The sequence below is a fragment of the Bacillus sp. FSL R5-0286 genome, from assembly GCF_038593245.1.
GTDB lineage: Bacteria > Bacillota > Bacilli > Bacillales > Bacillaceae > Bacillus > Bacillus altitudinis.
In genome coordinates this window covers 1,563,755-1,586,617 of record NZ_CP151977.1, presented here as the reverse complement: position 1 = coordinate 1,586,617, position 22,863 = coordinate 1,563,755, and the positions used below count along the sequence as shown (strand labels likewise).

The 22,863-nt window shown below is 40.8% G+C and carries 24 protein-coding genes; all 24 read right to left on the bottom strand.

Annotated features, from left to right (window positions below):
* Positions 1 to 7: 7 nt before the first annotated feature.
* The 24 genes from fliJ to rimM all read right to left on the bottom strand — a co-directional run bounded on the left by fliJ (position 8) and on the right by rimM (position 22,860).
* Complete coding sequence (gene fliJ, locus NST24_RS08040; protein ID WP_024720352.1) at positions 8 to 451, bottom strand: flagellar export protein FliJ; 444 nt, start codon at positions 449 to 451, stop codon at positions 8 to 10.
* 8 nt (positions 452 to 459) lie between these two features.
* Positions 460 to 1,776 (bottom strand): flagellar protein export ATPase FliI, encoded by a 1,317-nt coding sequence (gene fliI / locus NST24_RS08035; RefSeq protein ID WP_008344803.1) that lies wholly within the window; start codon positions 1,774 to 1,776, stop codon positions 460 to 462.
* Positions 1,773 to 2,537 carry a flagellar assembly protein FliH gene (fliH, locus tag NST24_RS08030; RefSeq protein ID WP_342462512.1) on the bottom strand — a complete coding sequence of 255 codons (765 nt, stop codon included), beginning with the start codon at positions 2,535 to 2,537 and terminating at the stop codon, positions 1,773 to 1,775. The genes fliI and fliH overlap by 4 nt, the downstream gene beginning before the upstream one ends.
* Positions 2,530 to 3,546 (bottom strand): flagellar motor switch protein FliG, encoded by a 1,017-nt coding sequence (gene fliG / locus NST24_RS08025; protein WP_034281776.1) that lies wholly within the window; start codon positions 3,544 to 3,546, stop codon positions 2,530 to 2,532. The genes fliH and fliG overlap by 8 nt, the downstream gene beginning before the upstream one ends.
* Positions 3,547 to 3,557: 11 nt before the next feature.
* Positions 3,558 to 5,150, bottom strand: a complete 1,593-nt coding sequence (gene fliF / locus NST24_RS08020) for a flagellar basal-body MS-ring/collar protein FliF (RefSeq protein ID WP_017359091.1) — start codon at positions 5,148 to 5,150, stop codon at positions 3,558 to 3,560.
* 50 nt (positions 5,151 to 5,200) lie between these two features.
* The gene (fliE, locus tag NST24_RS08015) at positions 5,201 to 5,518 is read right to left on the bottom strand and encodes a flagellar hook-basal body complex protein FliE (RefSeq protein ID WP_007499609.1); all 318 of its coding nucleotides are present in this window, start codon (positions 5,516 to 5,518) and stop codon (positions 5,201 to 5,203) included.
* Between the two features lie 11 nt (positions 5,519 to 5,529).
* On the bottom strand, positions 5,530 to 5,982 hold the full coding sequence (flgC, locus tag NST24_RS08010) for a flagellar basal body rod protein FlgC (protein WP_007499610.1): 453 nt from the start codon (positions 5,980 to 5,982) through the stop codon (positions 5,530 to 5,532).
* A complete protein-coding gene (gene flgB / locus NST24_RS08005) occupies positions 5,982 to 6,371 on the bottom strand; it encodes a flagellar basal body rod protein FlgB (protein ID WP_017359092.1) in 390 nt (129 codons plus the stop codon). The genes flgC and flgB overlap by 1 nt, the downstream gene beginning before the upstream one ends.
* Before the next feature lie 290 nt (positions 6,372 to 6,661).
* The gene (codY, locus tag NST24_RS08000; protein ID WP_007499612.1) at positions 6,662 to 7,441 is read right to left on the bottom strand and encodes a GTP-sensing pleiotropic transcriptional regulator CodY; all 780 of its coding nucleotides are present in this window, start codon (positions 7,439 to 7,441) and stop codon (positions 6,662 to 6,664) included.
* 34 nt (positions 7,442 to 7,475) lie between these two features.
* The gene (gene hslU / locus NST24_RS07995) at positions 7,476 to 8,876 is read right to left on the bottom strand and encodes an HslU--HslV peptidase ATPase subunit (protein WP_008344818.1); all 1,401 of its coding nucleotides are present in this window, start codon (positions 8,874 to 8,876) and stop codon (positions 7,476 to 7,478) included.
* A 16-nt stretch (positions 8,877 to 8,892) separates the two neighbouring features.
* Positions 8,893 to 9,438 (bottom strand): ATP-dependent protease subunit HslV, encoded by a 546-nt coding sequence (hslV, locus tag NST24_RS07990; protein ID WP_007499614.1) that lies wholly within the window; start codon positions 9,436 to 9,438, stop codon positions 8,893 to 8,895.
* A gap of 14 nt (positions 9,439 to 9,452) precedes the next feature.
* The gene (gene xerC, locus NST24_RS07985) at positions 9,453 to 10,370 is read right to left on the bottom strand and encodes a tyrosine recombinase XerC (protein WP_007499616.1); all 918 of its coding nucleotides are present in this window, start codon (positions 10,368 to 10,370) and stop codon (positions 9,453 to 9,455) included.
* Between the two features lie 62 nt (positions 10,371 to 10,432).
* Complete coding sequence (trmFO, locus tag NST24_RS07980; RefSeq protein ID WP_007499618.1) at positions 10,433 to 11,737, bottom strand: FADH(2)-oxidizing methylenetetrahydrofolate--tRNA-(uracil(54)-C(5))-methyltransferase TrmFO; 1,305 nt, start codon at positions 11,735 to 11,737, stop codon at positions 10,433 to 10,435.
* A 70-nt stretch (positions 11,738 to 11,807) separates the two neighbouring features.
* Positions 11,808 to 13,883 (bottom strand): type I DNA topoisomerase, encoded by a 2,076-nt coding sequence (gene topA / locus NST24_RS07975; protein ID WP_008344821.1) that lies wholly within the window; start codon positions 13,881 to 13,883, stop codon positions 11,808 to 11,810.
* A 194-nt stretch (positions 13,884 to 14,077) separates the two neighbouring features.
* On the bottom strand, positions 14,078 to 14,980 hold the full coding sequence (gene dprA, locus NST24_RS07970) for a DNA-processing protein DprA (protein ID WP_024720349.1): 903 nt from the start codon (positions 14,978 to 14,980) through the stop codon (positions 14,078 to 14,080).
* 63 nt (positions 14,981 to 15,043) lie between these two features.
* Positions 15,044 to 15,946, bottom strand: coding sequence for a succinate--CoA ligase subunit alpha (gene sucD / locus NST24_RS07965; RefSeq protein ID WP_007499624.1), 903 nt, complete (start codon positions 15,944 to 15,946; stop codon positions 15,044 to 15,046).
* Positions 15,947 to 15,968: 22 nt separating this feature from the next.
* Positions 15,969 to 17,129: an ADP-forming succinate--CoA ligase subunit beta gene (sucC, locus tag NST24_RS07960; RefSeq protein ID WP_008344824.1), complete on the bottom strand. Its 1,161-nt coding sequence runs from the start codon at positions 17,127 to 17,129 to the stop codon at positions 15,969 to 15,971.
* 176 nt (positions 17,130 to 17,305) lie between these two features.
* Entirely contained in the window at positions 17,306 to 17,581 is a 276-nt protein-coding gene (locus tag NST24_RS07955; protein WP_008344827.1) for a FlhB-like flagellar biosynthesis protein, read from the bottom strand.
* Positions 17,578 to 19,311: a glycosyltransferase gene (locus tag NST24_RS07950; protein ID WP_342462511.1), complete on the bottom strand. Its 1,734-nt coding sequence runs from the start codon at positions 19,309 to 19,311 to the stop codon at positions 17,578 to 17,580. Before NST24_RS07950 ends, NST24_RS07955 begins: the two co-directional genes overlap by 4 nt.
* Before the next feature lie 28 nt (positions 19,312 to 19,339).
* Positions 19,340 to 20,104: a ribonuclease HII gene (locus tag NST24_RS07945; RefSeq protein ID WP_110487246.1), complete on the bottom strand. Its 765-nt coding sequence runs from the start codon at positions 20,102 to 20,104 to the stop codon at positions 19,340 to 19,342.
* A 76-nt stretch (positions 20,105 to 20,180) separates the two neighbouring features.
* Positions 20,181 to 21,029, bottom strand: coding sequence for a ribosome biogenesis GTPase YlqF (gene ylqF, locus NST24_RS07940; protein WP_007499632.1), 849 nt, complete (start codon positions 21,027 to 21,029; stop codon positions 20,181 to 20,183).
* 90 nt (positions 21,030 to 21,119) lie between these two features.
* The gene (gene rplS / locus NST24_RS07935) at positions 21,120 to 21,467 is read right to left on the bottom strand and encodes a 50S ribosomal protein L19 (protein ID WP_008344834.1); all 348 of its coding nucleotides are present in this window, start codon (positions 21,465 to 21,467) and stop codon (positions 21,120 to 21,122) included.
* Between the two features lie 137 nt (positions 21,468 to 21,604).
* Positions 21,605 to 22,339 carry a tRNA (guanosine(37)-N1)-methyltransferase TrmD gene (gene trmD / locus NST24_RS07930; RefSeq protein WP_007499635.1) on the bottom strand — a complete coding sequence of 245 codons (735 nt, stop codon included), beginning with the start codon at positions 22,337 to 22,339 and terminating at the stop codon, positions 21,605 to 21,607.
* Positions 22,336 to 22,860 (bottom strand): ribosome maturation factor RimM, encoded by a 525-nt coding sequence (gene rimM, locus NST24_RS07925; RefSeq protein ID WP_008344836.1) that lies wholly within the window; start codon positions 22,858 to 22,860, stop codon positions 22,336 to 22,338. Before rimM ends, trmD begins: the two co-directional genes overlap by 4 nt.
* Positions 22,861 to 22,863 lie beyond the last annotated feature (3 nt).

The window sequence follows — 22,863 nt, the reverse complement described above, 5'->3', positions numbered from 1 at the left end:
TCGACTCCTAATGTCCTTGAAACATGAATTGGCTGATAGAGATATCATCCATTTCTTTCATTTCAATTGCCTTATGTTCAAGGGAGAACTTTTCAAATTGCTTTTCTTTCATTTTTTCAAACTTTTTAAACTCAATATTTTTTTCTGTTAAATCAGATTGTTTTTCATTCATTTGATGGCGTTTCATGATCACAAGCTGCTGATAATGATGAATGGTGTTATCTAAGTTCGTCACAAATTGCTGATAATGACGCATTTCTTGAACACTCATCCCACTTCTCAGCTTTTCTTCTTTGCTCTTTTCCATTAGCTCTTTTTTACTCATATTTTCATAGAGTTTTTCAGCGGCTTGCTCAAATGCCGAAACGGATTGTTGATACGCTGCGAGTGATTTGTCTTTTTCACTTTCTTTCAATTCTAAGAGCTTTTGAAATTTGTATTGATATCTCACTGTTTTTGTCAATCCTCTCTATTCATCAAACTGAGCAATATCCTCACGCTGTCTTCAATCGATACAGCCTCTTCAACGTCCTGCTTCAAAAATGAAATCAGTTGTGGGTAAGCTTGCATGGCCTCATCAATATCTTTAGAGGAGCCTTTTTTATATGCTCCAATGTTAATGAGGTCTTCAGCGTTTTGATATGTGGATAAAAGCTGGCGGAACCGGTTAGCCGCTTCCTTGTGATCATGACTTGCGATATTACTCATGACACGACTGATACTTTTCAGAATATTGACAGCTGGAAACTGTCCTTTGTTGGCCAGTGCACGATCAAGTACTATGTGGCCATCTAAAATCCCCCGCACTGTATCAGCGATCGGCTCATTCATATCGTCACCATCAACAAGCACTGTGTAAAACGCTGTGATGGAACCAAGTTGATTTGTACCAGTTCGTTCTAGCAATTTTGGCAGTATAGCGAACACTGAAGGCGTATATCCTTTTGTTGTTGGCGGTTCACCGGTTGCAAGTCCTATTTCCCGCTGTGCCATGGCGACCCTTGTGACAGAATCCATCATAAACATGACATTTTTGCCTCTGTCTCTGAAATATTCGGCAATAGCTGTTGCAGTATAGGCTGCTTTTAATCTTGTCAGTGCGGGCTGATCTGAAGTTGCGACAACAACAATCGAACGCTTCAGGCCTTCAGCTCCTAAATCTTTTTCGATAAACTCGCGAACTTCACGTCCACGCTCTCCAACAAGTGCAATGACATTGAGATCCGCTTCTGTCTGCTTGGCAATCATCCCCATCAAGGTACTTTTTCCAACACCGCTTCCCGCGAATATGCCAATTCTTTGACCAGTGCCGACTGTGAGCAAGCTGTCGATCACTCTGACACCAACGCCCATTTTTTCACGAATAGGCGGTCTGTCCATCGGGTTTGGAGGAGATTGTTCTGTTGAGACAGGTGCAAGTCCTTTAGGAAGCATGCTGCCGTCCAGTGGATCACCGAAGGCATCAACAACCTGACCGATTAAACCAGTTCCTACTTTGACCTTTAACGACTCACCTGTTGCTTCAACAAGACTGCCTGGTGAGATGTTAGAGGCTTCTACGTAGGGCATGAGCAAAATGTTTTCATCTTTAAAGCCAACGACTTCTGCTTTGATCGGATGATTCTTACTCCCTTTTTTGTGAATAAGACATACATCACCGATTGAGCTTTCTGGCCCCTTGGACTCGATCATCAGTCCAACAACTCGATTGACTTTACCAAAACGTTTATAAGGATCGGCGGTTTCAATCGTTTCTTTTAGCACATCTATGTTCATTTGTGATCACCTGAATCAATGACTTCTAATAACTTTTCTTTTAACTGATTCATTTGGGTATCAACGCTCGCTTCCACTTTTCCAAAGCTTGTTTCGACGTAACAAGTACCTTTTGGTGCTTTTTCATCCGAGTAAATGGCAAGATGTGTATTCTTTTGAAGGATTCTATATAATTCATCTTTATATTCCATCACATGTTCGTAATGTGCAGGGTCGACATAGATGGAAATATCGTCATATTCCTTCACTTCTGAAATGACCTGCTTCACTAGCGTTAAAAATTGTTCTTTTGTGTCCTCAGCTGCATTCCATACTCGTTTAGCGAGCTCAAAGGCAAGTTCGACAATTTCTTCAGCAGAGCTTTCGATTTTCGCTTCATAGTCCTGCTTTGCAAGGCTGACAATGTCATTCGCTTGATCAAGAATCGATTGATACTGTAAATTCGCATCTGCTTCGCCCTTTTGAAAACCATCTTGATATCCTGTTTGTTTCGCTTCTTCAATGAGCTGTACTCTTTCTGCTTCAAAATCAGCTCGCCGCTGATTGATTTCAGCCATTGTTTGTTCCAGCTCACGATTTGCTTGTTCTAAAATACGGCTTGCTTCATCTTGTGCATCACTTAATACAAGCTGAGATGCTTCTGTCTCGTTGACAAGCTCTTCTTCGTGATGTTCTCTTTTGAATTCCACTTGCTGCAAGGGAATGGTTTGACGGCCTTGTTCAGGAATAACAGATGTTTCATGTTTGATAATCCTAGACAATGATATCGTCTCCTCCACCTCGAGCTATGACGATTTCTCCAGCCTCTTCAAGTCGTCTTACGATGCTGACAATACGAGTCTGTGCTTCCTCGACATCTCTAAGCCGGACAGGCCCCATAAACTCCATTTCTTCTTTGAACGTTTCGACCATACGTTGCGACATGTTGCGGAAGACAATTTCTTTGACTTCTTCGCTTGCCACTTTGAGTGCAAGTAGTAAATCGTCATTTTCAACATCTCGAATCACGCGCTGAATGGCTCTGCTATCAAGAGTAACAATGTCTTCAAAGACAAACATACGTTTCTTAATTTCATCAGCAAGCTCAGGATCTTGAATTTCCAGTGTATCTAAAATGGTTTTCTCCGTTGCACGGTCTACACCATTCAGTACTTCGACTACCGCTTCAACTCCGCCCGTTTGGGTATAATCTTGCGTAAAGGTTGAAGAAAGCTTTTGTTCAAGAATACGTTCCACCTCATTGATGATCTCTGGAGATGTGCGATCCATTAAAGCAATTCTTCTTGCAACCTCAGTTTGTACTTCCTCGCCTAACTCAGATAAAATCTGTCCAGCCTGTACTGGATCTAAGTAGGAAAGAATGAGCGCAATGGTTTGTGGATGCTCATGCTGGATAAAGTTTAAAATTTGCTCTGGGTCAGCCTTTCTCGCAAAATCAAATGGTTTCACTTGAAGTGAGGATGTTAAGCGATTTAAGATGCTGTCCGCTTTGTCCTCACCAAGCGCTTTTTCAAGCACTTGTCTTGCGTACATAAGGCCGCCTTGTGATATGTAGTCCTGCGCGATGGCAATGCTGTGAAACTCTTCGATGACTTCATCTTTTTTAGCAGTATCTACACTTCGTACATTGGAAATTTCTAATGTTAATTTTTCTATTTCGTCTTCAGACAGATGTTTGTATACAGATGCTGACACGTCTAGCCCTAAGGAAATCATTAGGATTGCTGCTTTTTGTCTGCCTGTTAGTCGATTTGGATCTTTTCTCGACATGTGTATTCCTCCTAATCCTCGGACAGCCAGCTGCGTAGCAATTTAGCAAAGTCTTCTGGTTTATCTTTTGCCATTTTTTCAAGCTGATTTTTTCTCACCATTTCTTCTGTTTCTGGCTCAGTATCGATATCAGGAACATGAATTGGTGTACGTTCATCAAACTCAAACTCTTCTTCCTCTTCTTTTCTCCGCTTACGTACGAGAAGAATGATGAGAGCGATAATGGCGAGTAGTAGCACACCGCCAACAATATAAACCCAAATTGGAATATTGTTTGAAGGGTTTTCTGCTGCCGTTTGCTGTTTACCGTCTAATTTTGATACAGATAAAACGATTTTGTTATCTAAGTCAGCTTGAGTGAGCGCTTGACCGTTTGTGTATTCTTTATCAATCGATGTACTGATGATGGTTGAAAGAATTTTTTTGATATCATCCTGCCTTTCAGCAGTTAATGAGTTCGGATCGTTTGCAGTAGGCGGTTCAACCAGTGCCTGAATGCCAACGTCTCTGATTTTATAAGGACTTTCTTTGATATCTTTATGAATGCGGTTGACTTCATAATTGATACGATCTTCGCTCTTTTCGTAATCTCCGCTTCCGTTCGTTCCATCGGCACCTTGATAATTTGTGACATCATCGTCACCTGTTCCAGCGGTGCCTCCAGCTGCTGCGCCATTACCTGAATAAGTTTCAGCAATCTTTTCAGCGCTGACAGCAATTCCTTGCATGTTTTCTTGATCAACTGGTTCGACAAGATCTTCTTTTCTTTTTTCTTCAGTAAAATCAATGTCTGTAGTGACCGATACGGCAACTTTCTCTTGACCCATCATCGTTCCAAGCAGCTGTTGAATTTTTCGTTGAAGATTCTTTTCAATCTCCTCTTTTTTCTGCTGCTGTGCATCCATTCCACTTGCATAGGAATCTGAGCTGCTGTTTAAGTCATAGTAGTTGGAATCTTGGTCCATAATGACAATGTTTTCTGTTTTTAAATTCGGCACACTTTTTGAAATAAGATGATAAAGGCCTTTTACTTGTTGCTGAGTAAGCGTGTAGCCTGGTTGAACTTGCAGCACAATTGATGCTGATGCATTACTTTGCTCTTCTCCAACAAAAACGGAATCTTTTGGCAGGTTAATCATAACCTTTGAATCTTTAATCCCATCAATCGTGTTGATCAGATTGGATAGTTCTGTCTGAGTTGCGTCTACTTTCAGAACATCAAATTCATTATCTGTTAAACCGAAGCCGGAATTGTTCGCAAAGAAGGAGTAATCAATATTCCCCGTTTTAGGAAGTCCTTCTGATGCAAGTGTTACTTTTAAAGTGTCTGCTTGCTTTTCTGGAACTAAAATCGTCGTTCCGTTATTTGCAAGTTCCGATTTAACGTTTTTGCCATCCAGTTCCTGTTTGATTTGTCCTGCTTCTGCCTCAGACAAATCTCTAAACAACGGAACCATTTTTTCAGAAGAAGCAAAGATGCTAACAACCGTAATAATGATTGCTAGGGCAGCTACGCCGCCAATCATGAGTATTTTTTGTAATTTTGATCGATTTCGCCAAAACTCAACTGTTTTTGTTCTTAATTGCATTAAAGTACGATTCATCTTAACCCCCGGTCATTCCATTCAGTCTATTTTTTGTCCACCAGCACCTCCTACATCTGCATTCTCATAATCTCTTGGTACGCTTCGACTGCTTTATTCCGAAACTCGGTTGCAGCTGTGAGTGTCACACTCGCTTTTTGTGAAGCAATCATGACTTCATCGAGATTGACATCTTTCCCTTGTGCGAGAGCATTCGTATACTGGTCTGATTTCAGCTGTGATTGATTTAATGCCTCAATGGAATTCTTCAGCACATCAGAGAAATTCGTTTGACTTTTAGGTGCAGCCGCCTGCACAGACGATGCATTCGTCAATTCACTTGCTTGCTGAGCGGTTTGAAGCTGGAAAGGAGATATTGCGTTAACCAATTCTTTTCACCTTACTTTCCTATTTCTAAAGCTTTCATCAGCATGCTTTTATTCGCATTCAGCGCAGTCACGTTTGCTTCATATGATCTTGAGCTGCTGATGAGATCAACCATTTCCTTTAATGGATCAACGTTTGGTGTTTGAACATATCCATTTTCATTGGCATCGGGATTTGTAGGATCATATTGAAGGTTGAATGGAGTTTCGTCTTCAGTAATTTTTGTTACTTTGACGCCGTTTCCTAATTTGCCGCTCGAATTCATGCTTGAGTTCAATATAGATGAAAATGATTCACCTGACGGCTGTAATGTGACGAGCTTGCGTCTATAAGGCTCCCACTTGCCATCAACCTGTTTAGCTCTTGTTGTATCCATATTCGCAAGGTTAGAAGATACAACGTCCATTCTGAGCCTCTGTGCTGTTAATGCTGAGGCCGAAGCGTTCACGCCTGAAAAAATCGACATCACTTACCTCCTGTCAAAACTGTTTTAAGAGAATTGAACTTTCCGCTCATTCTTTCAACCAACGCATTATACTGAATTTGGTTTTTAGCGAGTTCACTCATCTCTTGATCAATATCGACATTATTTCCGTTTTCTTGATAAGAAGTACGGTTACTCGAAACAACTGAATAATTAGACCCTGTTTTAGAGAAATCAATGTGACCTTGGTATGTTTTTTTAGCATCTAATTTGATTGACGCATCATTTAGCATGTCGTGGAATGCAACTTTTTTAGACTTGTAGTTCGGTGTGTCTATATTCGCGATATTATTGCTTATGACTTTTTGCTTAACGTTCGCTCTGCCCAAGGCATTCTCAAGGTTACTTATCGTTCCAGAAAATATATCCAAAACCATATACCTCCAATCATATGTATTTCATTCCATTTAATCATGTCGAGATTTGTAAAACCATATGTTCATTGTAAGAAATAATAGGATTAAAGTCTATGATGTAATTGTAAAAAAAACTCGTAATATATATCTATTTTACGAATAGGTATAAAGACCTAGATTCAAAGCACTACAGAATTGTAAGGGGTTTCTTGGAAAAAAGAGTGTCATTTTTCGGACAAATCCTCATTTTTTATACAAAAAAACCCTTTTCAGCGTTTATTTCGGCCGAAAAGGGTTTTTTTTGATTAGTGAGATTTTAAATTTTCAAGTTCAATTAAAAATTTGTTGTTTAACACTTTGATGTATGTTCCCTTCATTCCAAGAGAACGAGATTCAATAACGCCTGCACTTTCTAATTTACGAAGTGCGTTTACGATCACTGAACGAGTGATTCCTACACGGTCAGCAATCTTACTTGCCACAAGCAGCCCTTCGTTTCCATCAAGTTCTTCAAAGATATGCTCAATCGCTTCAAGCTCACTATATGAAAGAGAGCTGATTGCCATTTGAACAACCGCTTTACTTCTTGCTTCTTCTTCAATTTCTTCCGCTTTCTCGCGAAGAATCTCCATTCCAACAACTGTTGCGCCGTATTCAGCAAGAATTAAATCATCATCTGTGAATGTATCTTGCAAACGAGAAAGGATTAACGTCCCTAAGCGGTCTCCGCCTCCGATGATTGGTACAATCGTTGTCAAACCTGATTGGAATAAATCACGGTTCTCAATCGGGAAAGCTGTGTACTCACTGTTGATGTCAAGGTTTGAAGATGTTTCAGGGACATTGAATAAGCTTTTTGTATATTCTTCAGGGAACTGACGATCTTCCAGCATTTTTTTCATACGTGCATTTTCAATCTGCTGGTTAATGGAGTAGCCAAGAAGCTTCCCTCTTCTGCTTAATACGAAAATGTTTGAATCAATGACATCTCTCAATGTTTCTGCCATTTCTTTAAAATTAACCGGCTTCCCCGCTGCATCTTGCAGCATCGAGTTAATAATCCTTGTTTTTTGTAGTAACGCCATAATAATGATCCTCCTAGATTACTTTATTCATTTGTTAAAGTATAAATTGACTTAAGTCTTTATTATTTGCAATCTTTCCTAGCTTCTCTTCTACATACTGAGGGGTAATGGTCACTGTTTCCATTGTAATATCAGGCGCCTCAAATGAGAGCTCTTCTAGCAGCTTCTCAAGTATGGTGTGAAGCCTTCTTGCACCGATGTTATCCGTCTCCTGATTGACGTGATAAGCCACTTCGGCAATCTTATGAATAGCATCGTCAGAAAATTCAAGAGATATACCTTCTGTTTCAAGTAGAGCCTTATATTGCTTTAATAACGCGTTATCTGGTTCCGTTAAGATTTTCACAAAGTCTTCTATACTTAATTTATCTAATTCTACACGGATTGGGAAGCGTCCTTGAAGCTCTGGAATCAAATCCGAGGGTTTCGCCATATGAAAAGCGCCTGCTGCTACAAATAGAACATGATCTGTTTTCACAGCCCCATACTTCGTCATCACAGTGGAACCTTCTACAATCGGTAAAATATCACGTTGAACCCCTTCACGAGAAACATCTGCAGACGATGCACCACCGCTTTTGGCAATTTTATCGATCTCATCGATAAAGATTATTCCTTGCTGCTCTGCTTTTTGCACGGCTTCCTGACCGACTTCATCCATATCAATCAGTTTTGAAGCTTCCTCAGCAGTTAACGCTTTTCTCGCTTCTCTGACGGTCAGCTTTCTGCGTTTTTTCTTTTTAGGCATGAGATTGCTAAGCGCATCCTGCATGTTCATACCCATTTGCTCCATACCCGAGCCTTGAAGCATATCAAACATGGAAGGCTGCTGCTCTTCGACTTCAATCGTGACGTAATGGTCTTCAAGTTCACCCATCGCCAGCTGGTGCGCAATGCGTTTTCTCGTCGACTCAAGCTCTACTTCTTCACTTGAGTGATCTCGATCACTTTCATCAGCATCAGAACCACCAAACAGCATCTCAAAAGGATTTTTCACAGACTGACTTTTTTTCTTTCCAGGAACAAGTAGATGAACAAGCCGTTTGTTTGCTTGTTTTTCCGCTTCTTCTTGAACATCCTTCATTTTTTCTTCTTTGACTAGTCTGATTGCTGTTTCCACTAAATCTCTGACCATTGATTCTACGTCACGTCCGACATATCCAACTTCAGTAAACTTCGTCGCTTCCACTTTAATGAAAGGTGCACCAGAAATCCTTGCAATTCTGCGGGCAATTTCTGTTTTCCCCACACCTGTCGGACCAATCATTAAGATGTTTTTAGGAACGACTTCATCCTTTAGCTTATCATGTAAAAGACTTCTTCTGTAACGGTTTCTTAAAGCCACCGCCACTGCTTTTTTCGCATCAAGCTGACCAATAATGTACTGATCGAGCTTTTCAACTATCTCTCTTGGGGTGAACGGCTTTTTCTCCATACGTCTCATGTCCTTTCTATTCAAGCTCTTCTAAAGTGATTTGATCGTTCGTGTAGACACAGATTTCTCCGGCCGTTTCAAGAGCCGCCTTTGCAATCTCTCGAGCTGAGAGATGGTCACCTGCATGTTTTTTGAGTGCTCTCCCGGCGCTAAGCGCGTAGTTACCGCCTGACCCGATAGCCAAAATGCCATCGTCTGGCTCGATGACCTCTCCTGTTCCAGATACGAGCAGGATGCTTTCTTTATTCATGACGATCAGCATGGCCTCAAGCTGTCTGAGCATCTTGTCACTTCGCCATTCTTTCGCCAGTTCTACAGCTGCTCGTTTTAGGTTACCACCGTATTCTTCAAGCTTCGTTTCAAACTTCTCAAAGAGTGTAAATGCATCTGCAACTGAACCAGCAAAACCTGCGAGTACTTTGCCTCCGAAAAGACGGCGCACTTTTTTTGCTGTGTGTTTCATGACGACAGCCTGCCCAAAAGTGACTTGACCGTCTCCAGCCATCGCACTTTTTCCTTTATGTTGAACGGCAAAGATTGTGGTTGCATGAAATGATGACATGAAAAAACCTCCTTTTAGGATCGTTTAAAAGCCCTTGGGTGATGAGACATGTACGTTTTTCTTAAAGAATCTTTTGATACATGCGTGTACACCTGTGTTGATGATAAATTTGAGTGACCGAGAAGTTCTTGAACACTTCTTAAATCCGCTCCCTCGTTTAAAAGATGCGTAGCAAAGGTGTGCCTTAACATGTGAGGATGGATATGTAATGTGCCAGACGCCTTTTTCATTAATTCAGTTAGAATGAATCGAACGCCTCTGTCTGTAAGAGGAGCTCCGCGCTGATTCAAAAACACATGTGAATCAGCACGATCTTTTCCCTTCACTTTCAGCTTCTGCCTTCCATCCTCTAAATATGTGGAGAGCGCTTCATGTGCATAAGAGCCGAAAGGTACATACCGTTGTTTGCTGCCTTTCCCATGAACAAGCACTGTATCCATCGATAAATCAAGATCAGATTCTTTTAATGAACATAACTCACTGACCCTCATACCTGTTGCATAAAGAAGTTCTAAAATGGCTTGATTTCTCTGACCAAGCGGTGTATTTACATCAGAAACTGTAAATAGCTCTTTTAGTTCCTCTTCATACAAAAATGAAGGAATTCGCTTATCCTGCTTTGGTAAGCTAACGAGTAAAAAAGGATTTTCTTTCACAAGCTGTTCTCTTAATAAAAATTTATAAAAGCTGCGAAGTGCAGAGACTTTCTTACTAATCGTTCTTCTTGTAAGGCCTTTTTCATAAGCTTCTGTTAAATAAATTCTCGTATCTTGATAGGATACCTCTTCAAAACCGTCTATTCCTTGAATGTTCATAAATCTGACAAACTCTTCAATCGCCTCAGTATAACCCGAGATCGTTAAAGCTGAATAGTTCTTTTCAATCTGCAAATATTCAATGAATAAGTGGACAAGACGCTGTTTATCTGTCATTTTTACACCTCTTTAAGGCTTTTAAATGGTATCACATATCTTGCTTCCCGTGCAATGTTTTACTACAGAGATTTCGAAATAGTTTGAATAGTTTCGATTGCGCGTTTAGCGTACTCTGCATAACGCTCTTGTTTGTTTTTAATTCGAACGCCAAGATCTTTCAGCAAGCCAAAGTTTGCATTCATCGGCTGGAAGCTTTTCTTGTTTGTTGATGTGATGTAGTAAGCCATACTGCCAATCGCTGTTTCTTCTGGAAGTGTCACAAGCTCTTCTCCTTTAACAAAACGAGCTGCGTTGATTCCAGCCACTAATCCTGAAGCCGCGGACTCAACATATCCTTCAACACCAGTCATTTGTCCGGCAAAGAATAAGTCGTCTCTATTTTTAAATTGATACGTCGGTTTTAGAAGGCTTGGTGAGTTAATAAATGTATTACGGTGCATCACACCATAGCGAACAATCTCTGCCTCTTCAAGACCTGGGATCAAACGGAATACTTCCTTTTGATCGCCCCATTTTAGATGTGTTTGGAACCCAACAATATTATATAAAGTACCTGCTGCATCATCCTGTCTTAATTGAACAACAGCGTAAGGTCTTTTCCCTGTTTTTGGATCTTCAAGTCCAACTGGTTTCATCGGGCCAAACAACATGGTTTTTTTCCCTCTTTTGGCCATGACTTCAATGGGCATACAGCCTTCGAAGAAGATTTCTTTTTCGAACTCTTTTAACGGCACAGTTTCAGCAGAAATGAGCGCCTCATAAAAACGATCGAATTCTTCTTCTGTCATCGGACAGTTTAAATAAGCCGCTTCCCCTTTATCATAACGTGATTTCAAGTACACTTTATCCATATCGATGCTGTCTTTCTCGAGGATCGGCGCTGCTGCATCGTAGAAATATAAATACTCTTCACCTGTTAAGGATTTTAATTCTTTTGAAAGTGCTTCTGATGTTAGAGGACCCGTTGCGATAATCGTCGGACCTTCTGGAATGCTTTGCACTTCTTCTTGAAAGACCGTCACATTCGGGTGATTTTTCACGCGGTCTGTGACGTTAGCTGCAAATTCATGACGATCTACTGCAAGCGCTCCACCAGCAGGAACCGAGCTTTCATCTGCTGCTGCGATGATTGCTGAGTCTAAATGACGCATTTCTTCCTTTAGTACACCTACTGCGTTTGTTAAAGCGTTCGCACGCAATGAGTTACTGCATACGAGCTCCGCAAATTTATCAGTGTGGTGAGCTGGTGTTTGTTTGACAGGTCTCATTTCATACAGATGAACTTTAATTCCGCGCTTAGCAATCTGCCATGCCGCTTCACTTCCTGCTAAACCTGCTCCGATCACATTTACAAATTGACTCATTGTACAACTCTCCTATTTCGTAAGTTCTATTTGATGACATAAAAAAGCAGGTGAACAAGGCTGCTCACCGCTATTTTTGTTGTTCCTCTTTATAATCACAGTTCACACATTGAACTTGAATGCCTTTTTTCAGCTTTTTCTCTACAAGCATATTTTCGCATTTTGGACACTTTCTTTCAATTGGTTTGTCCCAAGAGACGAATTCACACTCTGGAAAACGATCGCAACCGTAAAAAATGCGGCGCTTCTTAGATTTCCGTTCAACGATATTTCCTTCGTGACAAGTTGGGCATTTGACACCAATATCTTTGACAATTGGTTTTGTGTTACGGCAGTCAGGGAAATTAGAGCATGCCATGAACTTACCGTATCTCCCCATTTTGTACACCATTGGATGACCACACTCTTCGCAATCAACTCCGGCGTATTCAGGCTCGATCTCAACTTCCTGCATCTCTGCTTCTGCTTTTTCTACCCGTTTTGCAAAATCTTGATAGAAACTGTCGATAATGCGTACCCATTCAATCGTACCTTCTTCAACGCTATCAAGTTCTTTTTCCATTTTCGCAGTAAATTCTACGTTAATGATTTCAGGGAAGAATTCAATAATTAAGTTGAGCACAATCTCTCCAAGCTCTGTTGGAATAAACCGTTTGTTATCAAGTGCCACGTAGCCGCGCTTTTGAATGGTATCTAATGTTGGTGCATACGTCGATGGTCGGCCGATACCTAGCTCTTCAAGGGTTTTGACAAGTCTAGCCTCAGTGTAGCGTGGAGGCGGCTGCGTAAAGTGCTGCTCTGGTTCAATATCTTTTGAAAGAACGGTGTCTCCCTCTTTCAGATCAGGAAGCATTTTGTCCTTTTCTTCTAACTGGTCGTCCTTCCCTTCAACATATACTTTCATAAATCCAGGGAATTTCACCTTACTTCCATTTGCACGGAAAGTAAGCCCGTTATTTTCAAGATCCACACTCATTGTATCAAGAACAGCTGGTGCCATTTGGCTTGCCACAAAACGTTCCCAAATCAATTTATAAAGACGAAGCTGATCTCTGCTTAGCACGTGTTTGACATCTGCTGGTTTTCTTAGCGTAGAAGTCGGACGGATGGCTTCGTGAGCATCCTGTGCATTTTCATTCTTTTTGGCAGTACGTTTTGTTGTATTCAAGAAATTCTTGCCATACGTTTGATCAATGAAAGCAGATACTTCTTCAATTGCCGTATTGGAAATACGTGTCGAGTCCGTTCTCATATATGTAATGAGACCTACTGTACCTTCTTTACCAAGATCAATTCCTTCATATAGTTGCTGTGCAATCATCATCGTTTTCTTCGCACGGAAGTTTAGTTTTCTCGCTGCCTCTTGTTGTAAGGTAGATGTTGTAAACGGAACAGCTGGGTTGCGTTTACGTTCTTTTTTCGTCACTTTTTCAACAGAAAACTTGCTTCCTTTTAATTTCGAAAGGATTTCTTTTACATCTTCTTTTGTTTTTAGCGGATGTTTTTTGCCATTTACGCCAAAGAAACTAGCTTCAAAGCTTTCTTTCCCCTTTAGGAAGGTACCATCAATTGTCCAGTATTCTTCTGGTTTGAATTCATTAATTTCATTCTCGCGGTCAATAATCAGGCGGAGTGCAACTGATTGAACACGACCGGCGCTTAAGCCCTTTTTGACTTTCTTCCATAAAATTGGGCTGATTTTATATCCAACGAGACGATCTAAGATTCGTCTTGCCTGCTGCGCATCAACCAAGTCCATATCGATCATACGTGGATGTTTAAAGGAATCTTTAATTGCATCTTTTGTAATCTCGTTAAAGACAACGCGGCAATCTGAAGAGAGGTCAAGGTCAAGGCTGTGGGCTAAATGCCAAGCAATCGCTTCTCCCTCTCTGTCGGGGTCAGCTGCGAGATATACTTTTTTTGCTTTTTTCGCTGCTGTTTTTAATTCTTTTAAGACTGGACCTTTTCCTCGAATCGTAATATATCTCGGTTCGAAGTCATGCTCAGTGTCAACACCAAGCTGACTTTTCGGTAAATCCCTTACGTGCCCCATTGAAGCCTTTACTTTATACTTTTTTCCTAAATAACGCTCAATCGTTTTCGCCTTTGCTGGCGACTCAACGATGACTAAATAATCAGCCATACTCAAAATCCCCCTTAAGAGGTGTTCTCTCTTTATCCATTTCACAAATTTATATTTATGTTAATTGCACCTATCTAACAGGCAATCGTTAAAAATTCTTTATGATGAACATCATTATAAACACGAAAAACAAAGTGTAAACTTAAATCCTCACTATTATTAAATATTCCGATGTCTTTTGTCAAACGATATTTTTATGGGAGTTCAGTATATTGAACACCACTCAAGGAGAATTCCTCTAAAATATCCTTCGTTGAATGAACAAGCTTGGCACCTTGCTGAATCAGTCTAGCTGGACCTATAGAATTAGAATCAAAGATCGATCCTGCAACAGCAAACACTTCTTTTCCTTGCTCTAATGCCTGGTAGGCTGTAATAAGCGAACCGCTCTTTTCTTTGCACTGGACCACGATGGTTCCTCTTGTCAGGGCACTAATTAATCGGTTTCTCATTGGAAAATGCCATTTTTCTGGTTTGATATAAGGCGGATGCTCTGACAACAGTAAATGATGTTCTCCCATATATTGAGCCATTTGCACATGTTCTTTTGGATATACATGTTGAAAGCCGCCAGCTACAACACCAATCGTTTTTCCTTTTTTTCTTATGCACTCTTTGTGTGCAAGTCCATCAATTCCTTTTGCTAAACCACTCACAATCATCCAATCTTCCTCTACAAGTTCTCCAACAAGTTTCTTCACGCACGCTTCTCCATAAGAGGATGGCACTCGTGTACCTACTACACCTAAACTTTTTTCTTCATTTAAATAGGTAACGTTTCCTTTTAGGAATAATACTGGGGGAGGATCATAAATGTGTTTTAGTGAACTGGGATATAAAGGTGATGTGATGGGAATCATGTGAATATTTTGCTTTAAATAGGCTTGAACGATGTGTTGAAAAATGGGGAATTCATTTTCTTCAGCTTGTTGTAAGCGGGTAAAGTCGATCTTTTGTAATGATCGATCCTGTTTGAAATGATGTGTTTCTTCATTTATATATAGCTCAGGATCGACTTTCCACCATTTTGTTAACAAAGAGGGTGAGATGAGGCCTTTTAAGCGGTGAAAAATCATTCTTTCGGACACGTTGTACATACCATTCCTCCAGTTTAAGATAGAAAGAAGAAGACTTGTCAAAGAACAAGTCTTCTTGTGTCATTAATGCGTTTTACAAGCTTCGAAGAGATTCTTCTCTTTTAACACTTTAATTAAGGTTTCTCCCATGACAGATGGTGTCTCTGCCACTTCAATTCCACATTCACGCATTGTTTTTACTTTTTCATCAGCAGTTCCTTTACCACCAGAAATAATGGCACCAGCATGTCCCATACGTTTTCCTGGAGGCGCTGTTTTACCGCCAATAAAGCCAACAACCGGCTTGGTCATATTTGCTTTTACCCATTCAGCTGCTTCTTCTTCAGCAGTACCACCGATTTCACCAATCATGATCACAGCATGCGTTTCAGGATCTTCATTAAAGGCTTTTAATACATCAATAAAGTTCGTGCCATTGACAGGGTCTCCGCCAATTCCTACAGCTGTTGATTGACCAACACCAGCCTCTGAAAGCTGATGTACCGCTTCATATGTAAGCGTTCCAGAACGAGACACAACACCAACATGACCTTTTTTATGAATGTAGCCAGGCATGATGCCAATTTTACATTCTTCAGGTGTAATCACGCCAGGACAGTTCGGTCCAACAAGTCTTGTCTTCTTACCTTCCATATAGCGTTTCACTTTAACCATATCCAGAACTGGAATGTGTTCTGTGATACAAATCACTAGATCCACTTCTGCATCAACAGCCTCTAAAATGGCGTCTGCTGCAAATGGTGCTGGTACATAGATAACAGAAGCATTTGCTCCAGTTGTCTGTACTGCTTCAGATACAGTATTAAATACAGGAACTCCCTCTACTTCAGTTCCACCTTTTCCAGGTGTGACACCGCCAACGATATTTGTTCCATACTCAATCATTTGTTTTGTATGGAATAATGCGGTTGAACCGGTAATCCCCTGAACAATTACTCTCGTATTTTTATTAATAAATACACTCATTTAGGTTCCCTGCCTTTCTGCTCTACTTGACTAAAGATACGATCTTTTCTGCCCCGTCAGCCATAGACTCAGCAGAAGTGATATTTAAGCCTGAATCACTTAGGATTTTCTTCCCTAATTCAACGTTAGTTCCTTCAAGACGTACAACGAGTGGTAATGTTAAGCCGACTTGTTTCGTCGCTTCAACAACACCTTCTGCGATGACATCACATTTCATGATGCCGCCAAAAATGTTCACGAAAATCCCTTTGACATTTTGATCAGATAAGATGATTTTAAATGCTTCCGTTACTTTTTCAGCAGTTGCACCGCCGCCAACATCAAGGAAGTTTGCAGGGTCCCCGCCGTAATGCTTGATGATATCCATTGTAGACATCGCAAGGCCTGCTCCATTCACCATACAGCCAATATTCCCATCTAGAGAAATGTAGCTTAGGTCATATTTAGATGCTTCAATCTCTTTTGGATCTTCTTCATCAAGGTCACGGTATTCTAATATATCTTTTTGTCTATATAAGGCATTGCTATCAAAGTTTAATTTTGCGTCAAGTGCCATGACTTTTCCATCACCTGTTACAACAAGAGGATTTATCTCGGCAATTGAACAATCCTTTTCAATAAACGCATTGTAAAGGCTTGTCATAAACTTAACAGCTTGACCAACTAATTTTGTTGGAATATTAATTTTAAACGCAACTTCTCTCGCCTGATAGGCTTGGAGACCAATCGCTGGGTCGATGACCACTTTCACGATTTTTTCTGGCGTTTTTTCTGCTACTTCTTCAATTTCAGTACCGCCTTCTTCAGAAGCCATCAAAACAATTCTTGATGTCGCTCTATCCAAAACGAGTCCTACATAGTACTCTTTTTGAATATCGCAGCCTTCTTCAATAAGTAAGCGTTTTATTTCGCGCCCTTCAGGCCCTGTTTGATGTGTGACAAGTGTCTTGCCGAGCAATTCCTCTGCAAACCCTTTCACTTCATCTTTTGTTTTTGCAATTTTTACCCCACCTGCTTTACCACGGCCGCCTGCATGAATCTGTGCTTTTACGACATATACAGAGCTTCCTAGCTCTTCTGATGCTTTCACTGCTTCATCAGGTGTAAATGCTACTTTACCATTTGGAACTGAAACCCCATATTTTCTTAGGATTTCTTTTCCTTGGTACTCATGGATATTCATTTCCCATCCTCCCAACATATGTAGAAACAAAAATTATAAAATAGACTGCGCTTTCATTTTAAAGAATAAAAAAGAGAATGTCTAGGGTTCTATGTAAAATCGTAAAATCCTTCTAAACATTCAAACTTTTATTTTATTAAAAATATAAATTTTTCAGTCAAAACACTTATTTTACCTTATTTTTTCATTTTTTGATCCAACCGATAGATAAATGAAAATATTTCTGCTACAGTATCGTATAACGCTTCTGGGATTTCCTCATCGAGCGTTAAGTGGCGCATCAGTTCTACTAAATTACGGTCTTCTTGGATAGGGACGCCAGCTTTTTGAGCTTCTTCAATAATATGATCAGCCACATAGCCGCTGCCTGTTGCAACGACTTTTGGCGCCTTTTGTTTTTCTTCATCATAGTGTAGAGCGACCGCTCTTCTAAGCGGTTTTGAATCTTTCATACTCGTAAGTCCAGCCCTTTCTCGCTGATTTTATGAAAGTGTTCATCTAGAAAGTCAGACGGATCAATTGGCTCTTCTCTCTTTTTCGCTGTAATCCCCGTTAAACTATACCCTAGGGCATTTAAATTCTCTCGAACAGCTGGAATCATTGGATTAATGGTCCCTTGAAGTTCGTGAGCCGTCTCGACTGTAATTGACATCACTTTTTGCTGAATCGTACAGTCTATTAACGTTTCTTCTAAGTTCTCCATGTTTAAATAAAACATTAAACGGCACTGAGAAATATCAATAGAGCCATCTTTTTTCTTATGCCCTTTTAGAATAAAGGTTAAATCTTGAACACTATGTTTTGAGAAAAGAGGGTAAGAAACCATCATTTGACTAACTGTTTGGTTTTCCTGATGCACTAGTAACTGCCCATTTAATCTATGAAATAATTGATCCATTTCTTTTTTTACGGGTTCCGGAACATCAGCTTGCCTTGCATCATTTAAAACCATCTTTAATTGGTGAAGCTCTTGGCTTTTAACATCTTGGCTGCCCTTTTCCAGTAATTTCAGCATCCCAATTTCATCTCGTACACCTATCGCTTTTTTCATCGTCATCAGTAAATCGAGTACATCGGTTTTATTGCTTAATGCTGGTTCAGTCTGCTGAATGACCTTTACCAATGCGTTCGCCTCTGTTTTTGAAAGAAACGGAAATTCCTTTTGAAGCACGGCTGCCTTTGACTCAGCCTGTGGCCCTGCCTGCTGGACTGCTTGAACCAGTGATGTGAGTTGTTTTACATCAAGCTGCTGCTGTCCGTCTGTGCCTTGCTTTGTGATGCTTGTCAGAATGCGTTCTATTTGCTGAAGCGGGAGCTGTTTTGGACTTAATAATTGCTGCACGCTGTTCTGATTCACTGTATCCACCTGTCGCCCTTGTATAACGGCGGGCTGGCTCTGCTTTGTTTGCTGAGCCGGATTGACATGAGGCTGCACCTGCTGCAAGCTTTCTCCTTGCTTCGTTTGACCTTCTTTTGCTCCTAGAAGCACCGATAAGAGCTTTTCTGCATGAACAGTTGTCTCAGCATTCACAACCGTACGAACGGCCTGTGTAAGAGCCTGTGTGGCTTCTGATTGCTTCGGAAGCTGTGTTAATCGATCTAGCAGTGCTGTCACATCCTGATGAAGTGCAGAGGGGGATTTCATCGCTAATATTGATTGGAGCACTCCTTGCTGAATCGGCAAATCTTTCTTTAAAGCAAAAAGAAGTGCTTGCAGGCCTTTTTTGATATCCGCGCCTTGAAGTTGTTCAATCCATTTTACTGCCGTTTTTAACTCTGCTTCGTTGATGACCGGTTTTTCTTTTAAAAAGGCTGTAGCTGTTAACATTTGTTCAAGTCCATTTTTAAGCGACAGACCTTCTAGTAGTTTAGCTGCGGCATCCTTTAATGTTTTAGGATCTTGGTCAAATTGCTGAACAGGTCTTAATTTACTCAGACTGCCTCCACCTTCTTGTTCTAATTGGAACCAGTAGAAAGAATCGGCTTTGAGCTGAGCCGCTAGCTGCGCTTTGATTTTGGTCGAACCTATTTGAACAAGTGCTGTATCATCCCCAAGCATTTTCAGTACTTTGCCGAGAATGAGCCGATGAATATTTTCCTTTCCTTCCGTGTTAAGCGGAACAGATTCTGCCGTATTCAGCCGACTATTCAGTGCAGTATGTATATCTTCAACTCTTGTCATCACAGGCAGCCTCCTTGTGTCAAAATATTTATGAAATAACAGATTTCACTGGTGCAAATGATAACCGGTGGATAGGTGTGGCGCCATGTGTTTGAATGGCAGCCAGGTGCTCTTTCGTTCCATACCCTTTATGTTTTTCAAATTGATACTCAGGGTACTGGCGTCCATACTCTTCCATCATTTTGTCCCTTGTCACTTTGGCAATACATGCACCAGCTGCGATAGATGCGCTTTTAGCATCTCCTTTGATGATATTCTCCTGTTGAGTAGGAAGCGGGAGCGTCATCGCATCTATGAGTAGATAATCAGGTGTGTGAGTGAGCTGCTTTACAGCCTTCACCATCGCCAGTCTTGATGCTTCGTATATATTCATTTCGTCAATCGTTGCCGCATCAACAATGCCGATGCCGATGTCGAGTGCTTCCTTTTGAATGAGCTCATAATAGGTCATTCTTTTTTTCTCAGATAGCTGTTTTGAATCATTTAAACCGAGTAGGACGGTATCTTCTTTTAATATCACAGCTGCCGCAACAACTGGGCCAGCCAGTGGTCCTCTTCCTGCTTCATCTATGCCTGCAATACAAGTGTATCCTTGCGCTCTTGCTTTGGTTTCAAATTGCAGCATTTGCTTCCATGCTGCACGTAGTTCTTGCTGCTTTTCTCTCTCTTTGTTCCATTTGCCCATCAGCTTATGGACACTTTTTCTTGTATCGTCTTTCAATAGTTCACGAATGTATGACTCGTCGTCAGCATGTTGTTCTATTAATTCTTTTATTTGTTTGACCGTGTACATTGGCTTTTCCGCAGCCTCCTTCTTTATATCGGCAGTTTTTCGCAAAAAATAAAGACCCGCATGAGCTGCGTGTCTTTTAGCTTTCAGGCTTCTCAAAAGTGAGGGGACCAAATTTTTCCGTTCGAATATCCCGAATAATGATTTCGGTCGTTTTGTCGTAATTAATGAATCCTCCACTCATCAGACAGCCGCGTTTTGTGCCAATGGCATCAAACAGCTCAACTGTATCTTCAGGTATTTCTGCTAAATCATAGCGTTTTTTTAACCGCTCTGGATAGTGCTCTTCTAAAAAGCGGAGCGCATACACAGCGACATCCTGCAAGTTGATGATTGAGTCTTTAATCGCTCCAGTGACGGCCAGCCTAAGACCTACTTGTTCATCTTCAAATTTTGGCCAGAGAATTCCGGGGGTATCGAGCAGTTCAAGTTCTTTTCCGACCTTCACCCATTGTTGTGACGTCGTAATACCAGGTCGATCTCCTGTTTTCGCAATATTTTTCTTTGCCAACCGATTGATCAGCGTTGATTTGCCGACATTGGGAATTCCGATAATCAAAGCTCGAATGGCACGCGGCTTAACACCTTTTGCTTTCATTCGATCGAACTTTTCTTTTAAGATTTCTTTTGATGTCGTAATGATTTGATTTAACCCTTGTCCATCGACAGAATTAATGGCAAGTGACCGTACACCTTGCGCTTCAAAGTGTGCCTGCCACTCTTTTGTCATACGAGGATCTGCTTTATCTGCTTTGTTCAAAAGCATAATTTTCGGTTTGTTTTGGAGGATTTCTTCAATCATTGGGTTTCTAGAGGACATCGGAATTCTTGCATCGGTTAATTCAAATACGATGTCGATGAGCTTTAATTTTTCTGTGACTTCCCGTCTTGCTTTTGCCATATGGCCTGGAAACCATTGAATTGTCATATGTGCACCTTCTCTCTTCTAACGGTTGTCTCTATACATTGTACAAAAAAAGAGCCTGTTACAGGTAACAAGCTCTTTCCTTTGATATCATTATCGTCTGATTTCTTTGATACGAGCCGCTTTACCGCGAAGTTCACGTAGGTAGTAAAGTTTCGCACGACGTACCTTACCGTGACGTACAACTTCGATCTTAGCGATTTTTGGTGTGTGTACAGGGAATGTACGCTCAACGCCTACACCGTAAGAGATCTTACGAACTGTGAAAGTTTCGCTGATTCCACCACCACGACGCTTAATTACAACACCTTCAAAGATCTGGATACGCTCACGAGTACCCTCGACAACTTTCACGTGTACACGTAAAGTGTCACCAGGACGGAACGCAGGAAGATCAGTGCGTAATTGTTCTTTTGTGATTTCTTCAATCAATTGTTGCATCGTTTTCAACTCCTTCCAACAGATGCTCATGTCCTCTTTCTTCATTGCAGCGGAACATCGTTTTCAAACTTGAATCGGCAAGCCGTCCAAGTCACAAGTAGTATCATACCACACCTGTATACCTTGTGCAATACAATCTAGTCATTATGAAGCTGCCAAAGCCATCTTTTTTCTTCATCCGTTAATGTTTTGCAAGAATCGATCAAATCTGGCCGTCTTGTATAGGTTCGCTTCAACGATTCTTTACGCCGCCACTCTTCAATTTTGGCATGATTTCCAGAGAGAAGCACATCTGGTACTTTCAATCCTTTATAATCAGCTGGTCTTGTATAGTGCGGATGCTCAAGCAGACCTGTACTAAATGAATCTTCGATATGAGACGCTTCTTTTCCAAGCACATGAGGCAAAAGCCTGACCACACTGTCTGCAATCATCATCGCCGGCAGCTCTCCGCCTGTGAGAACGAAATCCCCGATTGAGATTTCATCTGTGACAAGATGCTCCCTGATGCGCTCATCGTAGCCTTCATAGTGGCCACAAATGAACATAAGATGCTCTTCTTTTGCAAGCTCTTCTGCTTTCTTTTGTGTATATCTTTCTCCTTGAGGACAGACAAGAATAATGCGGGGCTTCTTGTTTGCTTTTTTCGTTAAATCTTCTACCGCATCAAATACAGGCTGTGCTTTCAGAACCATGCCAGCACCGCCGCCATACGGATAGTCATCCACTGTTTTATGTTTATGATCGGAATACTCCCTAAAATTCACGACATCAAATGAGACCGCATCTTTTTCCTGAGCTTTTTTTAAGATCGATGAGTGAAGCACTCCTTCAAACATTTCAGGAAACAGTGTTAAAAAGTCAATTTTCATTCGTCAATGAGTCCTTCCATCACTTCAATGTGTACTTTCTTGGATGAAATATCAACTGTTTTGACGACAGATGGAATATAAGGGATGAGGGCATCTTTTTTGCCTTTTCTTCCAACCACCCATACATCATTTGCCCCTGGCGTTAAAACTTCTTTGATTTGACCAATCAGTTTGTCCTCTTCATCATATACTTCACAGCCGATGATTTCGTGGAAATAGAATTCCCCTTCATCTAATGAACCAAGATGTTCTTTTTCTACTTTTAAAATCGACTCTTTTAATTGCTCAGCTTCATTTAATGAACCGACTTCTTCAAATGTCAGTAAATCAAATTGTTTGTGCTGTCTATGTGATGCGACAGTCACTTTTAGCGGTTCTTTTTGATTTTGTTTGAAAATATAAAGGACGCTGCCTTTTTTGTAGCGTTCTTCTGGGAAATCAGTCTTTGACACAACACGTACTTCTCCGCGCACTCCATGTGTATTGACGATCTTTCCGACATTCAACCATTCTAGTTCCATGTT